Source organism: Streptomyces stoeckheimensis, from assembly GCF_045822005.1.
GTDB lineage: Bacteria > Actinomycetota > Actinomycetes > Streptomycetales > Streptomycetaceae > Streptomyces > Streptomyces stoeckheimensis.
Genome location: NZ_CP169550.1, coordinates 4043180 through 4064161 on the forward strand (window position 1 = coordinate 4043180; position 20982 = coordinate 4064161).

The following is a 20982-nucleotide window of genomic DNA, read 5'->3' on the forward strand; positions in this document are numbered from 1 at the left end:
CACCCCCGCCGGCGGCGGAGCGGGCTCGCCCCACCGCCGCCCGGCGGGGTCCGCCGACGCGGGGCCGGCCAGGGCCAGGGTCCCCGTGCGGGTCCCGCGGACCGCATGCCCGACCGGACCGCGTCCCCCGACCGGACCTCAGGTCATCCAGCGGTCCGGGCGGGCCGTCGCGCGGGAGGTGCGGGAGCGGGCCGCCTGGGCGTGGAGCAGTTCGGCGGCCTCGGCCGCCCCGCGCAGGCGGGCCGTGACCGTGCCGTTCGCGCCGGTGTCCACGTGGACGTCGGCCACCCCGCGGGCACGCGCCCAGGGCCCCTGGGACAGCCGCACGCTCTGCACCTTGGCGTGCGGGACGATCTCCGTACGCCGGCACAGGCGGCCGCGGCGGGCCGCGAACACGTCCGGGGAGACGGCCAGGCCGTACCCCTTCCACCACACCGGCACCACCCAGCGCGATCCGCTCCGGGGCGACGGCTCGAAGACGAGCCCCCCGAGGTCGACGCCGGGCAGCACCCGCGCGACGACGGCGTGGGCGGCGGCCCGGGTGGCCACCGGGACCAGCACGTTGTTCTTCGAGCCGGCCACCGCCAGCTCCACCCGGACCCAGCCGCGCCGGCGCCACAGCAGCGGCTCGACGATCCGTACGGTCTGCACCCGTCCCGGCGGCACCGTCTCGTGGGCGCGGTCGAGCATTCCGTGGTCCAGCCGGAGCCCGTCGGGGGACTCGGCGACCCGCCAGTCGTACTCGGCGAGGAAGCGGCCGGCGCTCGCCGCCCACATCGCGCCCAGCACCGGGAGCAGGGTGGCCATGGCCACCCAGGGGCTGGAGCTGAACCACCCCACGAGCAAGGGGCCGATGATCCCGCCGGCGAGGATCGCCCAGGTGGTCAGGGTGAGCAGCAGGGATATCGCCAGATCGCGCGGCCCCACGCGGAGCAGTTCGCGCTCGGGTGCCTCGCCCAGGAGCGGGGCCTCGGCCGGGGCGAAACCGGCCGCGCGGGCCAGCAGCTCGGCGCGGAGCGAGACGGCGTCCTTCTCCGCGAGGAAGGCCAGCTCGTCCTTGGCCTCGGTGCCGATGACGTCGAGCCGCAGCTTGGCGACGCCCGCGAGGCGGGCCAGCAGCGGGCGGGTGACGTCCACCGCCTGGATCCGGTCCAGGCGGATGTGCGCGGTGCGGCGGAAGAGGAGGCCGCTGCGGATGCGCAGTTCGGTGTCGGTGACGGCGTAGTGCGTGAACCACCAGCTGAGGAAGCCGTACGCGCCGAAGACGACGACCAGCGCGGCCAGCGCGAGGACCCGCAGGGCGGTGGAGACGGCCGTCACCCACTCGGTGACGTTCTCGCCCTGCTGGGCGACGATGCCGATGGTCGCGGCGATCGGCACCCAGGCCCGGCGCAGCGGGGTGAGGAAATGCAGCCGCCGCTCCTGCCCGAGCCCCCCGGCATCCGGCTCGAAGGACACCACCCCGCCCACGGCGACGCCGCTCTCGGCAGCGGCCCCGGCTCCGGCCCCGGCTCCGATTCCGGCCTCGCCGGCGGCCCCGGCTCCGGGATCGCGCTCGGGTCCGGGATCGCGCTCGGGTCCGGACGTCGCCCCCGGCCCCGCTCCCACCACCGGCGTCACAGTCCCGCCGACCTTGCCTCGCCGAGCTCCGTCAGCCGGTCGCGCAGCCGTTCCGCCTCCTCGGGCGCGAGTCCGGGGATCCGTGCGTCGGTGGCCGCCGCGGCCGTGTGGAGCTGTACGGAGGCCAGCCCGAAGCGGCGCTCCAGCGGGCCCGAGGTGACCTCCACCAGCTGCATCCGCCCGTACGGGACCACGGTCTGCTCCCGCCACATCACGCCCCGGCTGATCAGCAGGTCGTCCGCGCGCTCCGCGTACCGCCAGGACCGCCAGTTCCGTCCGAGCATCACCCAGCCCCAGGCCAGGACCGCGAGCCACACCCCGCCGAGCGCCGCCCACCCCGGCCCGGCGGTCAGCCCCAGCACGACGGCCGTCACCACCGCGAAGAGGGACATCCACAGCGCCAGCACCAGCCTGCGCAGCGTCAGCAGCCCACCCGGCAGCCCCACCCACTCGGGCAGACCCGCCCGTCCCTCTGTCCCCGTGTCCATACCCCCACCCTAGGGGGGTGCCTTTCGGATCGGACCGGGCTTGCCGCGCCCGTCGGCCGCCACTCCCCGATCCGGAATCCGGACCGAGCGACGAGCCGCCCCCACCGGCTGAGACAATGCCGCCATGACGGAGACCACGGTCGGCATCGGCGGCGCGGCGGAGAGCACCGACATGGTGCTCAACATCGGCCCCCAGCACCCTTCCACGCACGGCGTGCTGCGCCTGCGCCTCGTCCTGGACGGCGAGCGCATCGTCAGCGCCGAGCCCGTGGTCGGCTACATGCACCGCGGCGCCGAGAAGCTCTTCGAGGCCCGCGACTACCGCCAGATCGTGATGCTCGCGAACCGCCACGACTGGCTGTCCGCGTTCTCCAACGAGCTGGGCGTGGTCATGGCCGTCGAGCGGATGCTCGGCATGGAGGTGCCCGAGCGGGCCGTGTGGATGCGGACCCTGCTCGCCGAGCTGAACCGGGTCCTGAACCACCTGATGTTCCTCGGCTCGTACCCCCTGGAGCTGGGCGGGATCACCCCGATCTTCCACGCGTTCCGCGAGCGCGAGGAGCTCCAGGCCGTCATGGAGGAGATCTCCGGCGGCCGCATGCACTACATGTTCAACCGCGTCGGCGGCCTCAAGGAGGACCTGCCCGCCGGCTGGCTGGGCCGGGCCCGCGCCGCGATCGCCGACGTCAACACGCGCATGCACGTCTACGACGACCTGGTGCGCGGCAACGAGATCTTCCGCGCCCGCACCCGCGGCGTCGGCGTCCTGTCCGCCGAGGCCGTGCACGCGTACGGGGTCTCCGGCCCGATCGCCCGCGCCTCCGGCGTCGACTTCGACCTGCGCCGCGACGAGCCGTACCTCGCCTACGGCGAGCTCCAGGACGTCCTGAAGGTCGTCACCCGCACCGAGGGCGACTGCCTGGCCCGCTTCGAGGTCCTGCTGGAGCAGACCCACAACGCGCTGGACCTCGCGGTCGCCTGCCTGGACCGGATGGCGGAGCTGGCGCCCGGACCGATCAACCAGCGGCTGCCGAAGGTGCTGAAGGCGCCCGAGGGCGAGACGTACGCGTGGACCGAGAACCCCCTCGGCATCAACGGCTACTACCTGGTCTCCAAGGGCGAGAAGACCCCGTACCGGCTCAAGCTGCGCTCGGCCTCGTACAACAACATCCAGGCGCTCGCGGTGCTGCTCCCCGGGCAGCTGGTCGCGGACATGGTCTCGATCCTCGGCTCACTGTTCTTCGTCGTCGGCGACATCGACAAGTGACCGGGCCCGGGCCCGGGACCGCTGTCCTACCCTCCGCCTAGGCTGCCCCCATGACCTCCGGCACAGCAGCAGGCCCGCACTCCGGCAAGGACGCCATATACGCCGCCTACCTGCGGCGGCTCGGCATCGAGGAGCCCGGTGCTCCCTCCGTCGAGGGGCTGTTCGCCCTCCAGCGGGCGCACCTGGAGCGCGTCCCGTACGAGAACGTCGACATCCAGCTCGGCCGCGCCCCCGGCATCGACCCCGAGCTGTCGGCACGCCGCTTCGCCGCCGGACGCGGCGGCTACTGCTTCCACCTCAACGGGGCCCTCGCCGCGCTCCTGGACCACCTCGGCTACGAGGTCACCCGCCACGTGGGCGGCGTGTACAAGGAGTCCCAGTCCGAAGACGCCCTGCGGGGCGTGAGCGGAGACCACCTGGCGCTCACCGTCCGCGTGCCGGGCACCGGGACCGCGTTCTACGTGGACGCCGGGCTCGGAGACGGCCCGTACGAGCCGCTGCCGCTGCGCGAAGGCCCGTACCGCCAGGGCTCCTTCTCCTACTCCCTGGAGCGGCTGCCCGGAACGGGCTGGCTCTACCGCCACCCGGGCAGCTCCGCCCCGCTCGTGAACTTCCGCGCGGAGCCCGCCGGGACGGCGGGAGCGGCCGGCTTCGAGGCCGAGCACGTCCGGCTGTCGACCTCCGCGGACTCCGGTTTCGTACGGACCTTCGCGGCCCTGCGGCGCGACGCCGACGGCATCGACGCCCTGCGCGGACGGGTGCTGAGCCGGATCGACCCGGTGAAGGGGAACACGGAGCGGGTGCTCGACGGCCCGGAGGAGTTCTACGCCGCGCTGGAGGGCGTCTTCGGCCGCGCGCTCGACGACCTGAGCCCGACGGACCGCACGGCCCTGTGGACCCGGGTGAGCCGGGCCCATGAGAGTTGGGCGGCCGCCCGCGAGGCCGCCCCCGAGACCGCCGGAGAGGGCTGACCCCGGGGCGGCCGGGCGGGCCGATGTCCGTGGGGCAGGGCAGACTTGGGGGATGTCCCTCTCACCCCGCCGGGCCTGCCCCTCCTGCGGCCGCGACTGCGCCGTCACCGCCGGCCGGATCGCCCGCCACGACCCGCCCGCCGGGCGGGGCCGCGGGGACCTCGTCTCCTGCCCCGGCTCCCGCGCCCGCGTGACCCTCGGCGCCTCCGCCCCCACCCTGGACGGCTTCGCCCTGTCCCCGCTCCCGGGTCAACTCCCGCTGTTCTAGCCGCCCGCGGATCCCGTCACCGATGGCGCGCGCGGGCCCGCATCCTCTCCGCGGCGAGGATCAGCCCGTCCGGCGAACCGTCCAGGGTGTCCACCAGCAATTCCGCGATCAGCCGCTCCTCGTGGTGGACGAGGACCACGTCCTGGTCGGCCGTCAGGCGCAGGGACCCCCAGGGGTGGTTCCAGAGCTGCTCGGCCTGTTCCCAGAGCTGGAGCCCCCGGGTGGTCACCCGCAGCTCGAAGCGTTCGGTGTCGTAGTGCCCGGTGGGGCGGCCCTCCCACAGGAGCGGCCGGACGGCGAAGGCACTCAGCACGGTCTCCCCGGGCTCCAGCGCCACCTCACGGACCCCGTCCACCCGTCCCAGCCGGGCACCGGCCCACGCCCCGCCCGCCCCGAACACGGCGGCGAGCAGCGCCGTGACCTCCCAGGAGAACGCGGCGGCGAACGCCGCGACCGAGATCTTCACGGCGAACAGCCCGCCCGTGGCACAGGACCCGAAGATCACGGAACGGCGGATGCGCCGCCCCCGTACGGCCGCCTCGTCCACGGCCCCGGTGTGGGCTTCTTCCACGTCGCATCCCCCCGGATGGTCGACCGCCCCGGCTTATGCACAGACTGTGGAAAGCCTGTTCGACGGGAACCGCGGGACCGAGGACATCGCGGCCACGCTCCCCGCATCACCGCGGGTCCTGCGGTTACTGCGGCGGGCTAGGAGATCGCGGTGCGCAGCTGGACCACGTCGATCGGCTCGGTCTCGTCGTGGGCGGTCAGGTCGATGACCTGGCCCACGGCGCGGGTCTCGGCGGTGGCCGGCTTGAACTCCGGCTCCGCACCGTCCTGGGCGGACTCCGCCTTGTGGACGGCGAGGGCCTCCGCGCCGACGACGTCGGCGAGGTCCTCGTTCTGCACGGACTCGATGACCGCGCGGGCCTGCGCCGCGGTCTTCGTACCGAAGAAGTCGAAGCCGCCCTCGACGCGCGAGGCCGGCCGGCGCTGAGCGGCGTACGGGGCCACCGCGGCCGCGAGACGGCGCGCGGGGACGGCTGCCGCCGGGCCCGCGGGGACCGGGCCGGTGAGCGCGGGGCGGGCGTGCGCCTCCAGCTCGGCGGGCTTCGCCGGGGAGGCGGGCACCGCCTGACCGGCGGGCGCCGCCTGACCGGCGGGCGCCGCCTGACCGGCCGGAGCGGCCTGGCCGGCGGGGAGCGCGGGAGCGGCGGGGGCCGCGGGCAGGGCGGCAGGGCCGGTCGGGGCGGACGCCGCGGCCTTGGCCTGCTCGGCGGCCCTGGCCTGCGCGGCAGTCTTGTCGGCCAGCGCCACCAGGGCGGCGTGGGCGCGGGCGAAGCCCACCGAGGTGGCCGCGCCGGCGCTGGTGCGCTCCTCGGAGACGGCGGGAAGTTCCTTGGGACCCGGGGCGGCGGGAGCGGCCGGGGCCGCGGCCTCGATGGCCAGCAGCCGGCGCCCCTCCAGGGCGCTCGCCCGCTCGGTCTCGGCGGTGGCGTACCGGCGCAGCAGCGACGCGTGCTCCCCGCGCAGGCCCGCGAGTTCGACCCGCTTGGCGCGCAGTTTGGCATCGAGCTTGGCGCGCAGCACCCGGGCCTCTTCGAGGTCGGATTCGAGCTCGGCTATCCGCTCGTCCGTGCGCCACTCGTCCTTGACCCGCTCGCGCCCGAGCTCGGTGACCCGGCGGCCGGCCGCCAGGTCCCACGAGCGCATGACGACGGCGCCGGCCAGCCCGGCGGCCGCGGTGAGCGCCACGAGCAGGCGCAGCGCCATCGGTTCCGCGAGCAGCCAGGCGGCGCCGGCGCCGGCAACGGACACACCGGCGACGGCCGTCGGCGTGAGCAGCCGGTGAAGAGGTTCGGGATTGCGGTGGCGTCCACGGGGCATGGCCAGAAATTTACAGGGCGTGGACAGGGTGTGGGGTAGCCGCCCGGGAATCTGTTTCCGAGCAGTTACCGCACGTGCCGCGCGAAAGGCGCAACTCCTACTTCTTCAGCAGCCCCTTGGACTCCAGATAGGCCTTCGCGACATCTGCCGGCTTGGCGCGCTCGGCGTCGACCTTGCGGTTCAGCTCGACCAGGTCGGCCGTGGTGAGCGCCTTGGTGATCTTGTCGAGGGCAGCCGCGATCTCGGGGGCGCCGGCGTCCTTGGAGTTGACGACCGGGAGCACGTTGTCGGCGTTCTGGAGCTTCTTGTCGTCCTCCAGCAGGACCAGCCCGAAGCTGTCGAGGGTGGCGTCCGTGGTGGTGGTGAGGACGAGCTGGTCGGCGCCGTCCTTGACCGCCTGCTTGGCCTGCGGGGTTCCGACGCCCTTGGGATCGATACCGGAAACATCGATTCCGTATGTCGTCTTCAATCCGGGTGCGCAGAAGGGCCGCACCGCGCATTCGTCACCGGCCGCGATCTTCACCTTCAGACCGGACTTGCCCAGATCGGAAAGGGTCTTGAGATTGTTCTTCGCGGCGAATTCCTTGCTCACCGCGAAGGCGTTCTGGTCGACCGCCGAGCCCGCGGGCAGCGCCTTCAGACCCAGCGGGCCCGCCAGCTTCTCCAGGGCCGCCACCGTCGCCGTCACATCGCTCGACGCGACGGGCTTCTCCGTCGGCGCCTTGGAACCGTTCACCTTGGCGTTGAGGAACTCCGCGAGGGTCGCCGCGTACTCCGGGACGACGTCGATCTCGCCCTTCTCCAGCGAGGGTTCGTACAGCTCGCGGTTGTTGACCGTGGTGATCGACGTGTCGTAGCCGGCGTCCTTGAGGACCTGCGCGTACAGCTCGGCCAGCACGTTGGACTCGGTGAAGCCGGCGGCGCCGATCACCAGCTTGCCGCCCTTGCCGCCCTCGGAGGACCCGGAGGCGGCGGCCGAGGAGCCCCCGCCGTTGGTCTTCTCCAGGCTGTCGCCGCCGCACGCGGCGAGCGAGGCGGTCAGGGCGACGGCGCCCAGGGCCGCGCCGAGGGCGCGCGTGGACTTGCTCATCTGAATCTCCTTCAAGGGGTGGGCGAAAGAAAAGAAGTGTCGGGGCCCGCTCAGCGGGTGGCCGCGCCCGGCAGCAGCCGGTCGGCCGCCACCAGCGCGCCCTCCACGAGCAGGGCCAGCGCGGCGACCAGCAGGGCGCCCGCGACGACCTGCGGGGTGTTGTACGTGTTGAAGCCGGCGGTGATGATCCGGCCGAGGCCGCCCTGGCCGACCATGGCGGCGATGGTGGCCGTGGCGATGACCTGGACGGCTCCCGAGCGCAGTCCCGTCATCACCAGGCCGCGCGCGAGCGGCAGTTCCACCCGCCAGAACAGCTGGCGGCCGGACATGCCCATGCCCCGCGCGGCCTCCACCACCGAGCGGTCGACCTCGCGCATGCCGACGTAGGCGTTGGTCAGTAGCGGAGGGATGGCGAAGAGGACCAGCGCGGCGATGGTGGGCACGTACCCGGCGTTGCGCAGCGGGGAGACCATGAACAGCGCCAGCACCGCGAAGACCGGTACGGCCCGCCCGATGTTGGAGACGTTGACGGCGAGGCCGCCGCCCTTGCCGAGGTGGCCCAGCCACAGTCCGACCGGGAGGGCCACCGCGCAGGCCAGGGCCAGGGCGATCCCGCTGACGTACACGTGCTCGCCGAGCCGGTGCCAGACCCCGCTCTCCCCGGACCAGTTGGCCCCGTCGGCCAGCCAGTCCCAGGCCTGTCCCAGCACTCCCATCAGACCGCTCCCCCGCTGACGTCGGCGGTGCGCGCGGCGCGCTCGGCCCGGGTCGGGCGGCTCCCCCGGGTCGCGCGGGTCCAGGGCGTCAGCAGCCGCTGGAGGCCGAGCAGGGCCAGGTCCGCCACGAGCGCGAGGAGCACGCACAGCACCGAGGCGGTGAGCACCTGGGCCTTGAAGGAGCTGTTCACGGCGGGTGCGATGAGATTGCCGAGGCCGCCCTTGCCCACGATGGAGCCCACGGTCGTCAGCGCCACCGTGGAGACGGTCGCGATCCGTACGCCGGCCAGCAGGGCGGGCAGCGCCAGCGGCAGCTCGACCTGCCACAGCAGCCGGCCCGGGCCGTACCCCATCCCGCGCGCGGCTTCCCGTACGTCCTCGGGCACGGCTTCGAGACCGGCCAGCACGTTGCGCACGAGGATGGTCAGCGAATACAGCACCAGCCCGGTCACCACCAGCGCCGCCGAGAGTCCGAAGACCGGCAGCAGCAGGGAGAACATGGCGAGCGAGGGGACCGTGTAGAGCAGCGTGGTGATGCCCAGGACGGGCGCCGCCCAGTGGCGGCCGCGGCGGGCCAGCAGGGCGAGCGGGACGGACACGGCGATGCCGATCAGCACCGACACGCCCGTGATCCAGACGTGTTCGAGGGTGGCGTCGGTGAGCTCCTGGGAGCGGGAGGTGACGTACTCCCAGCAGATCCAGTCGTTCGCCACCAGGCAGCTCTGCCCGGCCATCACCCTCACCCCCCGTCACCGACCGTACGTAGGAGCGACCCTAACCCCCGGCGCGGACGATGGCCGAAATCCTTCGCACGCGGGCAACACGCCCTTCACAAACGGACCCCGCGGGTAAGGAAAGATGGTCGGGTGATCCGATTCGAGCAAGTGACCAAGCGCTACCCCGACGGGACCACGGCCGTCGCCGACCTGTCCTTCGAGGTCGCCGAGGGAGAACTGGTCACCCTGGTGGGCCCGTCCGGCTGCGGAAAAACGACCACCATGAAGATGGTCAACCGGCTCATCGAGCCGACCTCCGGCCGGATCCTGCTGAACGGCGAGGACATCGCCGCCGCCGACCCGGTCGAACTGCGGCGGCGCATCGGCTACGTCATCCAGCAGGTCGGGCTGTTCCCGCACAAGACGGTGCTGGAGAACACGGCGACCGTGCCGCAGCTCATCGGCACCCCGAAGGCCAAGGCCCGCGCGCGGGCCGCGGAACTCCTCGACCTGGTCGGGCTGGACCCGGCCGTCTACGGGGGCCGCTACCCGGAGCAGCTCTCCGGCGGCCAGCGCCAGCGCGTCGGCGTGGCCCGGGCGCTCGCCGCCGACCCGCCGGTGCTGCTGATGGACGAGCCGTTCGGCGCGGTGGACCCGGTGGTGCGCGAGCGGCTGCAGAACGAGTTCCTGGCGCTCCAGCGGACCGTGCGCAAAACGATCCTGCTGGTCACCCACGACCTGGAGGAGGCCGTCCGGCTCGGGGACCGCATCGCGGTCTACGGAGCGGGCACCATCGAGCAGTTCGCCCGCCCGGCGCAGGTGCTGGGCGCCCCGGCGACCGACTACGTGGCCGGTTTCGTCGGCGCCGACCGCGGGCTGAAGCGGCTCGCGGTCACCGCCGTGGCGCAGGCCGACCTGGCCGACCTCGCCCCCGCCGACGGAAAGGCCCCCACCGCCGAAGTGGCGCTGGGGGCCAGTCTGCGCGAGGCGCTCGCGCTGCTGCTCCAGGAGGATTCGGGCCGGATCGGGGTCACGGATCCCGACTCCGGCGCGCTGGTCGGCGTACTCACCCCGGAAGGGGTGCACCGGGCGCTGCGCCGGGCCCGGCTGCAGGAGGCCTGAGCCCCCCGCTCGTCCCGCCCGGATCCCGTCCCGCTACGCCTGGATCCCGACTCGCTACGCCTGGATCCTGCCGCTCATCCACACCAGCATCGGCGGGATCTCGCGGCGCCAGGTGTTGAAGTTGTGGCCGCCGCTGTCGAGGATGATCGAGGAGACCCGGTCCGGGCCCTTGACCAGCTTGATGAACTTCTTCGTGCCGGCGAGGTTCGGCTCGCCCTTCTCGCTGCTGGTGACGAGGAAGGACGTACCGGTCGGCTGCTTCGCCTTGATGGCCTCCAGCACGTTCGCGCGCGCCTTCAGCTTCTCGTCCCCGTGGAAGAGGTCACCGGTCGTCGGGTCGTCCGCGGCCTCGTAGTACGCGGACAGCCCCGCGGCGGCGCCGAAGGTCTGCGGGTAGTGCGCGCCGATCTTCAGGGCGCAGTAACCACCGGTGGAGTTCCCGATGAAGCCCATGTTCTCGGGCTTCTTGCCGACCCGGAAGGTGTTCTGGATGGCCTGCGGGAGGTCCTGGCCGTAGAAGGTCTCGGTCTGCGGGCCACCGGGTATGTCCACGCACTCGGTGTCGCGCGAACCGGGGGTCGGACGGAGCATGACCAGGATCATCGGCTTCATCTTGCCCGTCTTGGCCTGCCTGAAGGCCGTCATCGGGTAGTCCAGCCCTTTGACCAGGTTCTCCGCCATGCCCGGGTAACCCGTCAGGACGACGGAGGCCGGAAAGTTCTGCTCCTTGTGCTGCGGCTGGAAGTACTCCGGCGGCAGCCACACGAAGCCGGTCGTCGTTATCTTCGACTTCTCGCCGGTTATGGACACTTTCAGGATCTGCCCGCCGACGGGCGGCTTGGCGCCGCCGGGCACGTCGAGGTGCTGCTTGTCGATCACCTTGATGTCGTCGCTGCTCATCGAGTGGTCGACGACCTTGCCGATCGACGTCTCCTGCCCGAAGAGGTCGGCCCAGGAGCCGTAGAAGAGGAACGACTTGTTCGCGGCGAGACCGATCGCGGCGAACAACGCCACCTGCGTCGCCAGGAGGAGGCCGATCCGGCCGAGGACCGAGCGCCAGGAGCGGCCCGAGAGCTTCGGCCAGAACCAGACCGTGGCCGCGAACAGCAGCACACCGGCGAGGATGGCCAGCGCCAGAACCGTATTACTGGTGAGACCCATGAGCAGTCAGTCGACTTTCTATGGCAGGACTAGTTTTTTTCTCGACGGAAGAGTGAACCCGCTCCCCCTCGATGTCGTCCTAGTGGACGCACCACCCAGCGAAGGGCCCCAGCGGCCTTCGGCCACATGATCTCTCGCGGAGCAACGGGAAGCGATGTCTAGCAGGATAGATGGCGATAAGTCGGGACAGGTTCCGAAGCCTGTCAGCCGAATCCTCCGAGGCCCCCGACCGGAGTCCGTCCCCGGAGTCGTGGGCACCGCCGTCACGGTCGTCGGCCTGCTGGACATCGCCGCAGGAGTCTTCCCGCGCTTCCGGCACAGCCGCATCCACGCGGTCACCGAGGTGCTGCCCGGCTCCGTCGGCCCCTTCGCCGCCGCCCTGGCCATCAGCGCCGGCGTCCTGCTCCTGCTGCTCGCCCACGGGCTCAAGCGCCGCAAGCGCCGCGCCTGGCGGGCGGCCGTGGTGCTGCTGCCGGCCGGCGCCGTCGCGCAGTTCACGTACCGCCACTCGGTCATCGGCGTGGTCATCGCGGCGGTGCTGCTGGCCCTCCTGCTGCGCCATCAGAGTGAATTCAAGGCGCTGCCCGACCCGCGCAGCCGCTGGAAGGCGCTCGCCAACTTCGTGCTGATGAGCGCGGGCTCCATCGGCCTCGGTCTGGTCATCGTCAACTCGCACCCCGGCCGCGTTGTAGGCAATCCGGGTGTTTATGAACAGATCAGCCACGTCGTCTACGGGCTCTTCGGCTTCGAGGGCCCCGTCGACTACGCCGGCCGGGTGTCCTGGACCGTCGGCTACTCGCTGGGCGCCCTCGGCATGCTGACCGCCGTCACCACCATCTACCTGGCCTTCCGCCCCGAGCACCCGGCCGCCCGGCTCACCGCCGACGACGAGGTCAAGCTCCGCGAGCTGCTCGCCCGGCACGGCGGCCGCGACTCGCTGGGGCACTTCGCGCTCCGCCGCGACAAGGCCGTCGTCTTCTCCCCCAGTGGCAAGGCCGCCGTCACCTACCGCGTCGTCTCCGGCGTGATGCTCGCCTCCGGCGACCCGGTCGGCGACGTCGAGGCCTGGCCCGGCGCCATCGAACGGTTCATGGAGGAGGCCAAGACCCACTCCTGGACCCCCGCCGTCATGGGCTGCAGCGAGACCGGCGGCGAGGTCTGGACCCGCGAGACCGGCCTCGACGCCCTGGAGCTCGGGGACGAGGCGATCGTCGACGTCAAAGACTTCTCCCTCTCCGGGCGGGCGATGCGCAACGTCCGCCAGATGGTGAAGCGCATCGAGCGCAACGGCTACACCACCAAGGTCCGCCGGGTCAGCGAGCTGACCGACACCGAGCTGGAGCAGGTGCGCGGCGCTGCCGAGGCCTGGCGCGGCACCGACACCGAACGCGGCTTCTCCATGGCGCTGGGCCGCGTCGGCGACCCCGGCGACGGCGACTGCTACATCGCCACCGCACACCGCGTCGAGGAGGGCGACACCTCCCCCTTCGGCGACCTCAAGGCCGTCCTGCACTTCGTCCCCTGGGGCAAGGACGGCATGTCGCTGGAGCTGATGCGCCGCGACCGCGCCGCCGACCCCGGCATGAACGAACTGCTGATCGTCGCCTCCCTGGAGGCCGCCCCGGCGCTCGGCATCGAGAAGGTCTCCCTGAACTTCGCGATGTTCCGCTCGGCCCTGGCCCGCGGCGAGAAGATCGGCGCCGGCCCGGTCCTGCGGATGTGGCGCAGCCTGCTGGTGTTCCTCTCGCGCTGGTTCCAGATCGAGTCGCTGTACAAGTTCAACGCGAAGTTCCGCCCCCGCTGGGAGCCCCGCTTCGTGGTCTTCCGCACCACCCGGGACCTGCCCCGCATCGGCTTCGCCGCGATGCAGGCCGAGGGCTTCGTCACGCTCGCCCTGCCCCGCCTGTTCGCCGGCCGCCGGCGTCCCAAGCCGGTCCGCACCTGCGCCCACCACCACGTGCAGACCGTCCCCGCCCAGGCGGAGCGCGAGGTCCGGGCCGCCTGAAGGGCTCGGGCCCTACCCTGGGAACCATGAACACGAACAGCGGTCCCGCCCCCAGGGGCCTGGTGACAGGCCTCCCCGACTGGGACCGCTGCGCGGTCATGGGCGTCGTCAACGTCACCCCCGACTCCTTCTCCGACGGCGGCCGCTGGTTCGACACCACCGCCGCCGTCAAGCGCGGGCTCGACCTCGTCGCCCAGGGCGCCGACCTCGTGGACGTCGGCGGCGAGTCCACCCGCCCCGGCGCCTCCCGCGTCGACGAGGAGGAAGAGCTGCGCCGGGTCGTCCCCGTCGTCCGCGGCCTCGCCTCCGAAGGCGTCGTCGTCTCCGTCGACACCATGCGCGCCTCCGTGGCCGCGCAGGCCGTCGCCGCCGGCGCCACGCTCGTCAACGACGTCAGCGGCGGCCTCGCCGACCCGGAGATGATCCCGGCCGTCGCCGCCGCCGAGGTGCCCTTCGTCGTCATGCACTGGCGCGGCTTCAGCGACGGCATGAACCGCCTCGCCGTCTACGAGGACGTCCTCGCCGAGGTCACCGCCGAACTCCGGACCCGCATCGACGCCGTCGTCACCGGCGGCATCGCCCCCGAACGGCTCCTGGTCGACCCGGGCCTGGGCTTCGCCAAGAACGCCGAGCACGACCTCGCCCTGGTCGCCCACCTCTCCGAGCTGCGCGCGCTGGGCTTCCCGCTGCTGGTGGCCGCCTCGCGGAAGCGTTTCCTCGGCCGGGTGCTGGCCGGCGCCGACGACGCCTCCCCGCCGCCCGCCCGCGAACGCGACGCCGCCACCGCCGCCGTCACCGCCATCGCCGCCGCCCGGGGCGCCTGGGCCGTACGCGTCCACGAGGTACGGGCGAGCGCCGACGCGGTTCGGGTGGCCCGTGCCGTGGAAGGGGCACTGCGTACGACCCGTAGCAACGAGGAAGGGGCACGGTGAGCCGTACCGACATCGAATCCGTCGAAGAGGTCAACACGGCCTTCTACGAGGCCATGGAGCGGGGGGACTTCGACGCGCTGTCGGCGCTCTGGCTCGAAGACGAGATCTCCTGCGTGCACCCGGGCTGGCCGGTGCTGTCCGGACGCGGCGAAGTGCTGCGCTCCTACGCCCTGATCATGTCGCACACCGAGTACATCCAGTTCTTCCTGACCGACACCAAGGTCACCGTCATGGGCGACACCGCCCTGGTGACCTGTACCGAGAACATCCTCAGCGGCGGACCCGCCGAGGACGGCGGGGAACTGGGCCCGCTCGTCGGCCAGCTCGTCGTCGCGACGAATGTGTTCCGACGCACACCGGAGGGCTGGCTCCTCTGGTCGCACCACGGTTCTCCCGTCCTCACCGACTCCGACGAGGACGACGAGGAGGAGTCCTCCTAGCCCCTTGGTCGGGGGGCTGTCGGGGTCCGAGGTATTTCGCAGGTAAATTCGAAGATGGACGACGCCGACCGCACTCGGCTCCGGCCATGGATCCGGGGAGTCCCGGACCGGAAGCACCTACGAAAAGCAGGAGTGATTCGCGTGGATCGTGTCGCGCTGCGCGGCCTCAAGGCTCGCGGGCACCATGGCGTCTTCCCCCGGGAACGCGAAGAAGGCCAGACCTTCATCGTCGACCTGGTGCTCCACCTCGACACCCGCCCCGCGGCGGCGGGCGACGACCTGGCTAAGACGGTGCACTACGGGGTAGTCGCGGAAGAAGTCGTCGACGTGGTCCAGGGCGAGCCCGTGGACCTGATCGAGACCCTCGCCGAGCGGATCGCCCAGCAGTGCCTCAAGCACGAAGCGGTCGCCCAGGTGGAGGTCGTCGTCCACAAACCGGACGCGCCGATCACCGTCCCCTTCGACGACGTGACCATCACGATCACACGGAGCCGCGCGTGAACAACGGAATGAACGCCCAGAGCGACCCCACCGTCCAGCCGGTACCCGCCTCCGTGGTCGAAGCCGTCGACGCGGCAGACGTCACCCTGTCCAACCCCAAGTGGGCCGTCGTCGCGCTGGGCGCGAACCTGGGCAACCGCCTGGAGACCCTCCAGGGCGCCATCGACGCCCTCGGGGACACCCCGGGCCTTCGGGTCAAGGCCGTCTCCCCCGTCTACGAGACGGAGCCGTGGGGGGTGGACGCGGGCTCGCAGCCCTCGTACCTCAACGCCGTCATCTCGGTGAAGACCACGCTGCCCCCCAGCTCCCTGCTGGAGCGCGGCCACGCCATCGAGGAAGCCTTCGACCGCGTCCGCGAGGAGCGCTGGGGGCCCCGCACGATCGACGTCGACATCATCACCTACGCCGACGTGGTCTCCGGCGATCCCGTCCTCACCCTCCCGCACCCGCGCGCCCACCAGCGCGCCTTCGTGCTGGCCCCCTGGAACGACATCGACCCCGAGGCGCAGATCCCGGGCCAGGGGCCCGTCGCCGCGCTCCTGGCCGCGGTCGGCCTCGCCGGGCTCACCCGGCGCGAGGACCTGGAACTGCGCCTCCCCGAGTGAGCCGCGCCCGCGGGGCGGGTCCGTCGACCACTTAGGATCACCGGGTACGCACGCACGGACAGCGGGCGCTGCGGGAATGGCGGGAGAGGCGCACGTGAAGCAACTGAGGCCGGCGGTCCTGGCGGGCATTTTCGCGATCGCCGCGGTGCTGTCCTGGGCCGGAGCCCGGCTGTGGAACGCGTACGGCACGCTCCCCGGCGTCCCGGTGGCCGCGCCCATCGTGCTCGGCGCCATCGCCGTGGTGCTGCTGGCGACGGCCCTGTCACTGCGCTCCCGCCTGAAGGCCCAGCGCGAGCGCGTACCCGGCGCCAAGGGCGTGGAGCCGCTCATGGCGGCCCGCGCGGTCGTCTTCGGCCAGGCCAGCGCCCTGGTGGCGGCCCTGGTCGCGGGCGCCTACGGCGGCGTCGGCGTCTTCCTGCTCACCACCGCGATGGACGTCCCCGCCCGCCGCGACCAGACCTGGTACGCCGGCTTCTCGGTCCTGGCGGGCGCGGCGGTCATCGCAGCGGCCCTCTTCCTGGAACACGTCCTGAAACTCCCGGACGACGAGGACCCCGGCAAGGCCACCGCCACCGCCACCTAGGCCTCCCAAGGCATCCTGACAAGATGCCCGTTCACCAGGAAGTCCGGGTGAGGGGTCAGCCGGAAGCCGTACAGCGTGGACGGCTTGGTGCTCGGCGCCCGTTGCGTGACCGCGCCGACCTCGACCCAGGCCGACTCATCGAGCTCGACGTCGTGCTCTTCCGCCCGGAACGTACCGCGCTTCGGCCAGCTGTCCGCGACCACGAGGTGCGATGACAAGCCATCGGTGCGTGGCGTGAACCGTGCACCGATGATCTCCGCAATATCGGCGAGAAACGGCACGTTCGAGCTGACGAAGACCCTCGCCGGCCATCGAGTGATCCTGTACCCGTCGCCGTCCTCGTAGCCGTCGAGGAATCCACCGAAGGTCTCCTCATCCCTGAGTACCACCCGGGGGAAGCTCTGGCGCATGTGGTGGGCGTCACCGCCCATGTACTGCCGCATGAGGTCGGCGAGGTACGAGGAGACGACACGGACCCGAAAGCCGGGTACGTCCCGCCCGAGGTAGCCGGAAGGCCTTGTCACGGCTTCCAGCTGCGCGGGAAGGCCCGTGGCGCTGGTCAATGATCGCGCGTACTTCGCGGCGAACGCCTCGTCGTTGACCACCAGGGAGACGTAGTTCTTACCTACCGTGCCGTCCGAGCACGTCGCCCCGATCAGGTAGCCGAGTCGGTATCCCGGCTGGATCGAAAGCCGTTCCCGGCGCAGCTTGCGCGCGTGAGCCCAGGCCACCACCGTCCCCGCGGCATCACGTGCGTGCGTCCAACCGTCGGGCGTCCGGAGAAGCTGGTCCGGGGTCACGGCGAAGGTCGCGTGGTCCGTGCTCACGTCGACGAGGGCACGCGTTTGCGCCACGACCACGTCGACGACCTCTGTCTGCTCGGTGCGTCCGTCCCGGAGCGTCCATAACCGGGTTCCCAGTCGAACATCACATGCTCGAAGGCGTCCGCCCACTGCATTGACCGTCTGCCTGCTTGGTAGGCCCCAATGCATCGGTCCCCCTCCACAAAGTCGTGGAGGGGGACCGTAGCGGACAGCACTGACAATCCGGCTAGCGTGCCAGGATCAGACTCATCGCCTCGGCTCGTGTGGCCGTGGCACGGAGCTGACCGCGGACCGCGGATGTGGTGGTCTTGGCTCCTGGCTTGCGGATGCCGCGGACCGACATGCACATGTGCTCGGCTTCGACCACCACGATGGCGCCGCGCGCATCGAGGATCTCCATCAGCGAGTCGGCTATCTGCGTCGTGAGACGTTCCTGCACCTGCGGGCGGCGAGCGTAGACATCCACGAGCCGGGCCAGCTTCGACAGGCCCGTGATCTTGCCGTTCTCCGCCGGAATGTAGCCGACGTGAGCGACACCGTGGAACGGCAGCAAATGGTGCTCGCACAAAGATACGATTTCGATGTCCTTTACCAGGACCAGCTCGTCGTGTCCCAGGTCGAACACCGTTGTCAGCACGTCCTCGGGCTTCTGCCACAGACCAGCCAGAATCTCCCTGTACGCCCGTGCCACGCGACCCGGGGTCTCCATGAGCCCCTCGCGGTCCGGGTCCTCGCCGACCGCGAACAGGAGCTCGCGGACCGCCGCCTCGGCGCGCTTCTCGTCGAACTCGCCGATCGTGCCCTCGCCACCGGTCAGGGTCACTGGGTCGGTCATGTTTTCCTCGTTCCTGTCTGTGCAGTCGCGGCCAAACAAGTATGACCAGATGAAAGTGCCGCGCCCCCCAGGCTAGAACCTGGGGGGCGCGGCATCCATTCCGGGAGGGTCAGGCCTCCGGGCGCTCCTCCGGGGAGGGCTCCGGGGTCTTCTCCACCGACACGGCGGTCGCGGAAGCCGCCGACGTGCCGTTCGCCGCGTTCGTCAGCTGGAGCTCCTTGGGAGAGAGCACCGGCGGACGGGTGGACGGCGTGCGGTGCGAGGAGCCGGTCCACGCCGGGCGGGCCGGGCGCTTCACGATCGTCGAGAAGACCTCGGCGATCTGCTCCTTGTTGAGCGTCTCCTTCTCCAGGAGGGCGAGGACCAGGTTGTCGAGGACGTCGCGGTTCTCGACCAGGATCTCCCAGGCCTCGTTGTGCGCGGTCTCGATGAGCTTCTTGACCTCTTCGTCGACCAGCGCGGCAACCTCCTCCGAGTAGTCCCTCGGGTGCGACATCTCGCGGCCCAGGAACGGCTCGGTGTTGTCGCCACCGAACTTGATCGCGCCGAGACGCTCGGTCATGCCGTACTGGGTGACCATCGCGCGGGCCGTTGCCGTGGCCTTCTCGATGTCGTTCGCGGCGCCCGTGGTCGGGTCGTGGAAGACCAGCTCCTCGGCCGCGCGCCCGCCCAGCATGTACGCCAGCTGGTCGAGCATCTCGTTGCGCGTGGTCGAGTACTTGTCCTCGTCGGGCAGGACCATGGTGTAGCCCAGGGCCCGGCCGCGGGACAGGATCGTGATCTTGTGGACCGGGTCGGAGTTCGGGGAAGCCGCCGCGACCAGGGCGTGTCCGCCCTCGTGGTACGCGGTGATCTTCTTTTCCCGGTCCGACATGATCCGGGTCCGCTTCTGCGGACCCGCCACGACGCGGTCGATCGCCTCGTCCAGCGCGTGGTTGTCGATCAGCTTCTGGTCCGAGCGGGCCGTGAGCAGCGCGGCCTCGTTCAGGACGTTGGCGAGATCGGCACCCGTGAAGCCGGGCGTACGGCGGGCGACGGCGCCCAGGTCCACGTCCGGGGCGACCGGCTTGCCCTTCTGGTGGACCTTGAGGATCTCCAGACGGCCCTGCATGTCCGGACGGTCGACCGCGATCTGGCGGTCGAAGCGGCCGGGGCGCAGGAGGGCCGGGTCGAGGATGTCGGGACGGTTCGTGGCGGCGATCAGGATGACCCCGCCCTTCACGTCGAAGCCGTCCATCTCGACGAGCAGCTGGTTGAGGGTCTGCTCGCGCTCGTCGTGACCGCCGCCGAGGCCCGCACCGCGGTGCCGGCCGACGGCGTCGATCTCGTCGACGAAGACGATCGCCGGGGCGTTGGCCTTGGCCTGTTCGAACAGGTCACGGACACGCGAGGCACCGACACCGACGAACATCTCGACGAAGTCGGAACCGGAGATCGAGTAGAAGGGGACACCGGCCTCGCCCGCGACGGCACGCGCGAGCAGGGTCTTTCCGGTGCCGGGCGGGCCGTAGAGCAGCACGCCCTTGGGGATCTTGGCGCCGACGGCCTGGAACTTCGCCGGCTCCTGGAGGAACTCCTTGATCTCGTGGAGTTCCTCGACGGCCTCGTCGGAGCCCGCGACATCGGCGAACGTCGTCTTCGGGGTGTCCTTGGTGATGAGCTTGGCCTTGGACTTCCCGAAGTTCATGACTCGGGAGCCGCCGCCCTGCATCTGGTTCATCAGGAACAGGAAGACCACGACGATGAGGACGAACGGCAGCAGCGAGAGCAGCACGCTCAGGAACGGGCTGGTCTTGTCCGGCGTGACGGAGTATCCGTCAGGGATCTGACCGGCTTCGTACTTGGTCTGGAGGTTCTGGGCGAGCTGTACGCCCTGGTCCCCGATGTAGTTGGCCTGGAACTTGGTGCCGTCGTTGTCGCCGAGCTTCTGGTCCTTCTTCAGCTCGATCTTGATCATCTGGCTGTCACCGGTGGTGAGCTTGGCGCTGTCCACCTGGCCACTGTTGATCGCCTTGATGACCTCGCTGGTCTCCACCGACTTGTAGCCGCCGCCGGAGCCGACGACGTTCATCAACACGACCACGGCGAGGACGGCCAGCACGATCCACATAACCGGCCCACGGAAGTATCGCTTCACGTCCATCCATACGGGGCGCTAGGCACCCCGTCCCTCCTGCCCGTAGGTAAATGCTGCTGTGAGTAAAGACTGTTCTTCGGAATGTACCCCTGCATTGTCACCCGCGGCCTCATGGGACGGCTGACAGACCCGCCTTTCCATGCTCCAACGGCGGGAAACGCTCCAGGGTTCCCCTGTCGGGCGCTGGATCAGCCGCCGTAGACGTGGGGAGCGAGGGTGCCGACGAACGGCAGGTTGCGGTACTTCTCCGCGTAGTCGAGGCCGTAGCCGACGACGAACTCGTTCGGGATGTCGAAGCCGACCCACTTCACGTCGATCGCGACCTTGGCGGCGTCGGGCTTGCGCAGCAGCGTGACGACCTCCAGGGAGGCCGGCTGGCGGGAGCCGAGGTTCGACAGCAGCCACGACAGGGTCAGGCCCGAGTCGATGATGTCCTCGACGATCAGGACGTGCTTGTCCTTGATGTCGGTGTCCAGGTCCTTGAGGATCCGCACCACGCCCGAGGACTGGGTTCCGGCGCCGTACGAGGACACCGCCATCCAGTCCATGGTGAGCGGGGTGGACAAGGCGCGCGCCAGGTCCGCCATCACCATCACCGCGCCCTTGAGGACGCCGACGATGAGCAGGTCCTTGCCCGCGTACTCCGCGTCGATCTTCGCGGCCAGCTCGGCCAGCTTCGCGTCGATCTCTTCCTTGGTGATGAGCACCGACTGGAGGTCGTTGCCCATGTCCTTCTCGTCCACCCGCATCACTTTCGTTGTCGGCTGGGGCTCCGGGGGTGACCCCGGAGGACTCAGCCGTGTTTCAGCACCAA

At 71.1% G+C, this 20982-nt stretch carries 22 protein-coding genes; 10 read left to right on the forward strand and 12 right to left on the reverse strand.

What is annotated here, in order from left to right:
• Positions 1-138 precede the first annotated feature (138 nt).
• Together ACE1OC_RS18180 and ACE1OC_RS18185 are read right to left on the reverse strand one after the other, a co-directional pair.
• Entirely contained in the window at positions 139-1620 is a 1482-nt protein-coding gene (locus ACE1OC_RS18180) for a PH domain-containing protein (protein ID WP_407837877.1), read from the reverse strand.
• The gene (locus ACE1OC_RS18185) at positions 1617-2108 is read right to left on the reverse strand and encodes a PH domain-containing protein (protein ID WP_407837878.1); all 492 of its coding nucleotides are present in this window, start codon (positions 2106-2108) and stop codon (positions 1617-1619) included. Before ACE1OC_RS18185 ends, ACE1OC_RS18180 begins: the two co-directional genes overlap by 4 nt.
• A 124-nt stretch (positions 2109-2232) precedes the next feature.
• Between ACE1OC_RS18185 and ACE1OC_RS18190 the strand changes: the two genes are divergently transcribed.
• The 3 genes from ACE1OC_RS18190 to ACE1OC_RS18200 are packed head-to-tail and all read left to right on the forward strand — an operon-like array spanning position 2233 to position 4614.
• The gene (locus ACE1OC_RS18190; protein WP_254385636.1) at positions 2233-3375 is read left to right on the forward strand and encodes an NADH-quinone oxidoreductase subunit D; all 1143 of its coding nucleotides are present in this window, start codon (positions 2233-2235) and stop codon (positions 3373-3375) included.
• A 50-nt stretch (positions 3376-3425) separates the two neighbouring features.
• On the forward strand, positions 3426-4346 hold the full coding sequence (locus ACE1OC_RS18195; RefSeq protein ID WP_407837879.1) for an arylamine N-acetyltransferase family protein: 921 nt from the start codon (positions 3426-3428) through the stop codon (positions 4344-4346).
• Between the two features lie 52 nt (positions 4347-4398).
• Positions 4399-4614 (forward strand): hypothetical protein, encoded by a 216-nt coding sequence (locus tag ACE1OC_RS18200; RefSeq protein WP_399384229.1) that lies wholly within the window; start codon positions 4399-4401, stop codon positions 4612-4614.
• Between the two features lie 16 nt (positions 4615-4630).
• Here the strand turns inward: ACE1OC_RS18200 and ACE1OC_RS18205 are convergent, their stop codons facing one another.
• From ACE1OC_RS18205 to ACE1OC_RS18225, 5 genes are all read right to left on the reverse strand, one after another.
• Entirely contained in the window at positions 4631-5185 is a 555-nt protein-coding gene (locus ACE1OC_RS18205) for a hypothetical protein (protein WP_407837880.1), read from the reverse strand.
• A gap of 137 nt (positions 5186-5322) precedes the next feature.
• Complete coding sequence (locus ACE1OC_RS18210) at positions 5323-6501, reverse strand: hypothetical protein (RefSeq protein ID WP_407837881.1); 1179 nt, start codon at positions 6499-6501, stop codon at positions 5323-5325.
• A gap of 97 nt (positions 6502-6598) precedes the next feature.
• Positions 6599-7591, reverse strand: coding sequence for an ABC transporter substrate-binding protein (locus ACE1OC_RS18215; RefSeq protein WP_407837882.1), 993 nt, complete (start codon positions 7589-7591; stop codon positions 6599-6601).
• 50 nt (positions 7592-7641) lie between these two features.
• Entirely contained in the window at positions 7642-8307 is a 666-nt protein-coding gene (locus ACE1OC_RS18220; protein ID WP_407837883.1) for an ABC transporter permease, read from the reverse strand.
• Positions 8307-9041: an ABC transporter permease gene (locus ACE1OC_RS18225; RefSeq protein ID WP_407837884.1), complete on the reverse strand. Its 735-nt coding sequence runs from the start codon at positions 9039-9041 to the stop codon at positions 8307-8309. The genes ACE1OC_RS18220 and ACE1OC_RS18225 overlap by 1 nt, the downstream gene beginning before the upstream one ends.
• A gap of 132 nt (positions 9042-9173) precedes the next feature.
• On the opposite strand from ACE1OC_RS18225, the gene ACE1OC_RS18230 reads away from it, so the two are divergent.
• Complete coding sequence (locus tag ACE1OC_RS18230) at positions 9174-10145, forward strand: ABC transporter ATP-binding protein (RefSeq protein WP_407837885.1); 972 nt, start codon at positions 9174-9176, stop codon at positions 10143-10145.
• Between the two features lie 54 nt (positions 10146-10199).
• On the opposite strand, the gene ACE1OC_RS18235 is transcribed toward ACE1OC_RS18230, so the two are convergent.
• On the reverse strand, positions 10200-11306 hold the full coding sequence (locus tag ACE1OC_RS18235; RefSeq protein WP_407837886.1) for an alpha/beta hydrolase: 1107 nt from the start codon (positions 11304-11306) through the stop codon (positions 10200-10202).
• A gap of 154 nt (positions 11307-11460) precedes the next feature.
• Here ACE1OC_RS18235 and ACE1OC_RS18240 point away from each other — a divergent pair, with 154 nt between their 5' ends.
• The 6 genes from ACE1OC_RS18240 (at position 11461) to ACE1OC_RS18265 (ending at position 16372) form a co-directional block, all read left to right on the forward strand.
• A complete protein-coding gene (locus tag ACE1OC_RS18240; protein WP_407837887.1) occupies positions 11461-13311 on the forward strand; it encodes a phosphatidylglycerol lysyltransferase domain-containing protein in 1851 nt (616 codons plus the stop codon).
• Positions 13312-13337: 26 nt separating this feature from the next.
• On the forward strand, positions 13338-14243 hold the full coding sequence (gene folP, locus ACE1OC_RS18245; RefSeq protein ID WP_407837888.1) for a dihydropteroate synthase: 906 nt from the start codon (positions 13338-13340) through the stop codon (positions 14241-14243).
• Positions 14240-14683 (forward strand): nuclear transport factor 2 family protein, encoded by a 444-nt coding sequence (locus ACE1OC_RS18250; protein WP_407837889.1) that lies wholly within the window; start codon positions 14240-14242, stop codon positions 14681-14683. The genes folP and ACE1OC_RS18250 overlap by 4 nt, the downstream gene beginning before the upstream one ends.
• Positions 14684-14824: 141 nt before the next feature.
• The gene (folB, locus tag ACE1OC_RS18255) at positions 14825-15184 is read left to right on the forward strand and encodes a dihydroneopterin aldolase (RefSeq protein WP_030010912.1); all 360 of its coding nucleotides are present in this window, start codon (positions 14825-14827) and stop codon (positions 15182-15184) included.
• 8 nt (positions 15185-15192) lie between these two features.
• Positions 15193-15789 carry a 2-amino-4-hydroxy-6-hydroxymethyldihydropteridine diphosphokinase gene (gene folK / locus ACE1OC_RS18260; RefSeq protein ID WP_407841598.1) on the forward strand — a complete coding sequence of 199 codons (597 nt, stop codon included), beginning with the start codon at positions 15193-15195 and terminating at the stop codon, positions 15787-15789.
• A 94-nt stretch (positions 15790-15883) separates the two neighbouring features.
• Positions 15884-16372 carry a DUF3180 domain-containing protein gene (locus ACE1OC_RS18265; RefSeq protein WP_407837890.1) on the forward strand — a complete coding sequence of 163 codons (489 nt, stop codon included), beginning with the start codon at positions 15884-15886 and terminating at the stop codon, positions 16370-16372.
• Here the strand turns inward: ACE1OC_RS18265 and ACE1OC_RS18270 are convergent.
• From ACE1OC_RS18270 to hpt, 4 genes are all read right to left on the reverse strand, one after another.
• The gene (locus ACE1OC_RS18270; protein WP_407837891.1) at positions 16369-17199 is read right to left on the reverse strand and encodes a hypothetical protein; all 831 of its coding nucleotides are present in this window, start codon (positions 17197-17199) and stop codon (positions 16369-16371) included. The genes ACE1OC_RS18265 and ACE1OC_RS18270 overlap by 4 nt on opposite strands.
• Positions 17200-17422: 223 nt before the next feature.
• Positions 17423-18031 (reverse strand): GTP cyclohydrolase I FolE, encoded by a 609-nt coding sequence (gene folE, locus ACE1OC_RS18275; protein ID WP_407837892.1) that lies wholly within the window; start codon positions 18029-18031, stop codon positions 17423-17425.
• Between the two features lie 109 nt (positions 18032-18140).
• Complete coding sequence (ftsH, locus tag ACE1OC_RS18280; protein WP_266956206.1) at positions 18141-20174, reverse strand: ATP-dependent zinc metalloprotease FtsH; 2034 nt, start codon at positions 20172-20174, stop codon at positions 18141-18143.
• Between the two features lie 182 nt (positions 20175-20356).
• Complete coding sequence (hpt, locus tag ACE1OC_RS18285) at positions 20357-20917, reverse strand: hypoxanthine phosphoribosyltransferase (RefSeq protein WP_243339812.1); 561 nt, start codon at positions 20915-20917, stop codon at positions 20357-20359.
• Positions 20918-20982 lie beyond the last annotated feature (65 nt).

Coding starts and splice junctions, on each gene's coding strand:
- ACE1OC_RS18185 (WP_407837878.1), bottom strand. CDS start 2,108: ATGGACACGGGGACAGAGGGACGGGCGGGTCTGCCCGAGTGGGTGGGG.
- ACE1OC_RS18190 (WP_254385636.1), top strand. CDS start 2,233: ATGACGGAGACCACGGTCGGCATCGGCGGCGCGGCGGAGAGCACCGAC.
- ACE1OC_RS18195 (WP_407837879.1), top strand. CDS start 3,426: ATGACCTCCGGCACAGCAGCAGGCCCGCACTCCGGCAAGGACGCCATA.
- ACE1OC_RS18200 (WP_399384229.1), top strand. CDS start 4,399: ATGTCCCTCTCACCCCGCCGGGCCTGCCCCTCCTGCGGCCGCGACTGC.
- ACE1OC_RS18210 (WP_407837881.1), bottom strand. CDS start 6,501: ATGCCCCGTGGACGCCACCGCAATCCCGAACCTCTTCACCGGCTGCTC.
- ACE1OC_RS18215 (WP_407837882.1), bottom strand. CDS start 7,591: ATGAGCAAGTCCACGCGCGCCCTCGGCGCGGCCCTGGGCGCCGTCGCC.
- ACE1OC_RS18220 (WP_407837883.1), bottom strand. CDS start 8,307: ATGGGAGTGCTGGGACAGGCCTGGGACTGGCTGGCCGACGGGGCCAAC.
- ACE1OC_RS18225 (WP_407837884.1), bottom strand. CDS start 9,041: ATGGCCGGGCAGAGCTGCCTGGTGGCGAACGACTGGATCTGCTGGGAG.
- ACE1OC_RS18235 (WP_407837886.1), bottom strand. CDS start 11,306: ATGGGTCTCACCAGTAATACGGTTCTGGCGCTGGCCATCCTCGCCGGT.
- ACE1OC_RS18240 (WP_407837887.1), top strand. CDS start 11,461: ATGTCTAGCAGGATAGATGGCGATAAGTCGGGACAGGTTCCGAAGCCT.
- folP (WP_407837888.1), top strand. CDS start 13,338: ATGAACACGAACAGCGGTCCCGCCCCCAGGGGCCTGGTGACAGGCCTC.
- folK (WP_407841598.1), top strand. CDS start 15,193: ATGAACGCCCAGAGCGACCCCACCGTCCAGCCGGTACCCGCCTCCGTG.
- folE (WP_407837892.1), bottom strand. CDS start 18,031: ATGACCGACCCAGTGACCCTGACCGGTGGCGAGGGCACGATCGGCGAG.
- ftsH (WP_266956206.1), bottom strand. CDS start 20,174: ATGGACGTGAAGCGATACTTCCGTGGGCCGGTTATGTGGATCGTGCTG.
- hpt (WP_243339812.1), bottom strand. CDS start 20,917: ATGCGGGTGGACGAGAAGGACATGGGCAACGACCTCCAGTCGGTGCTC.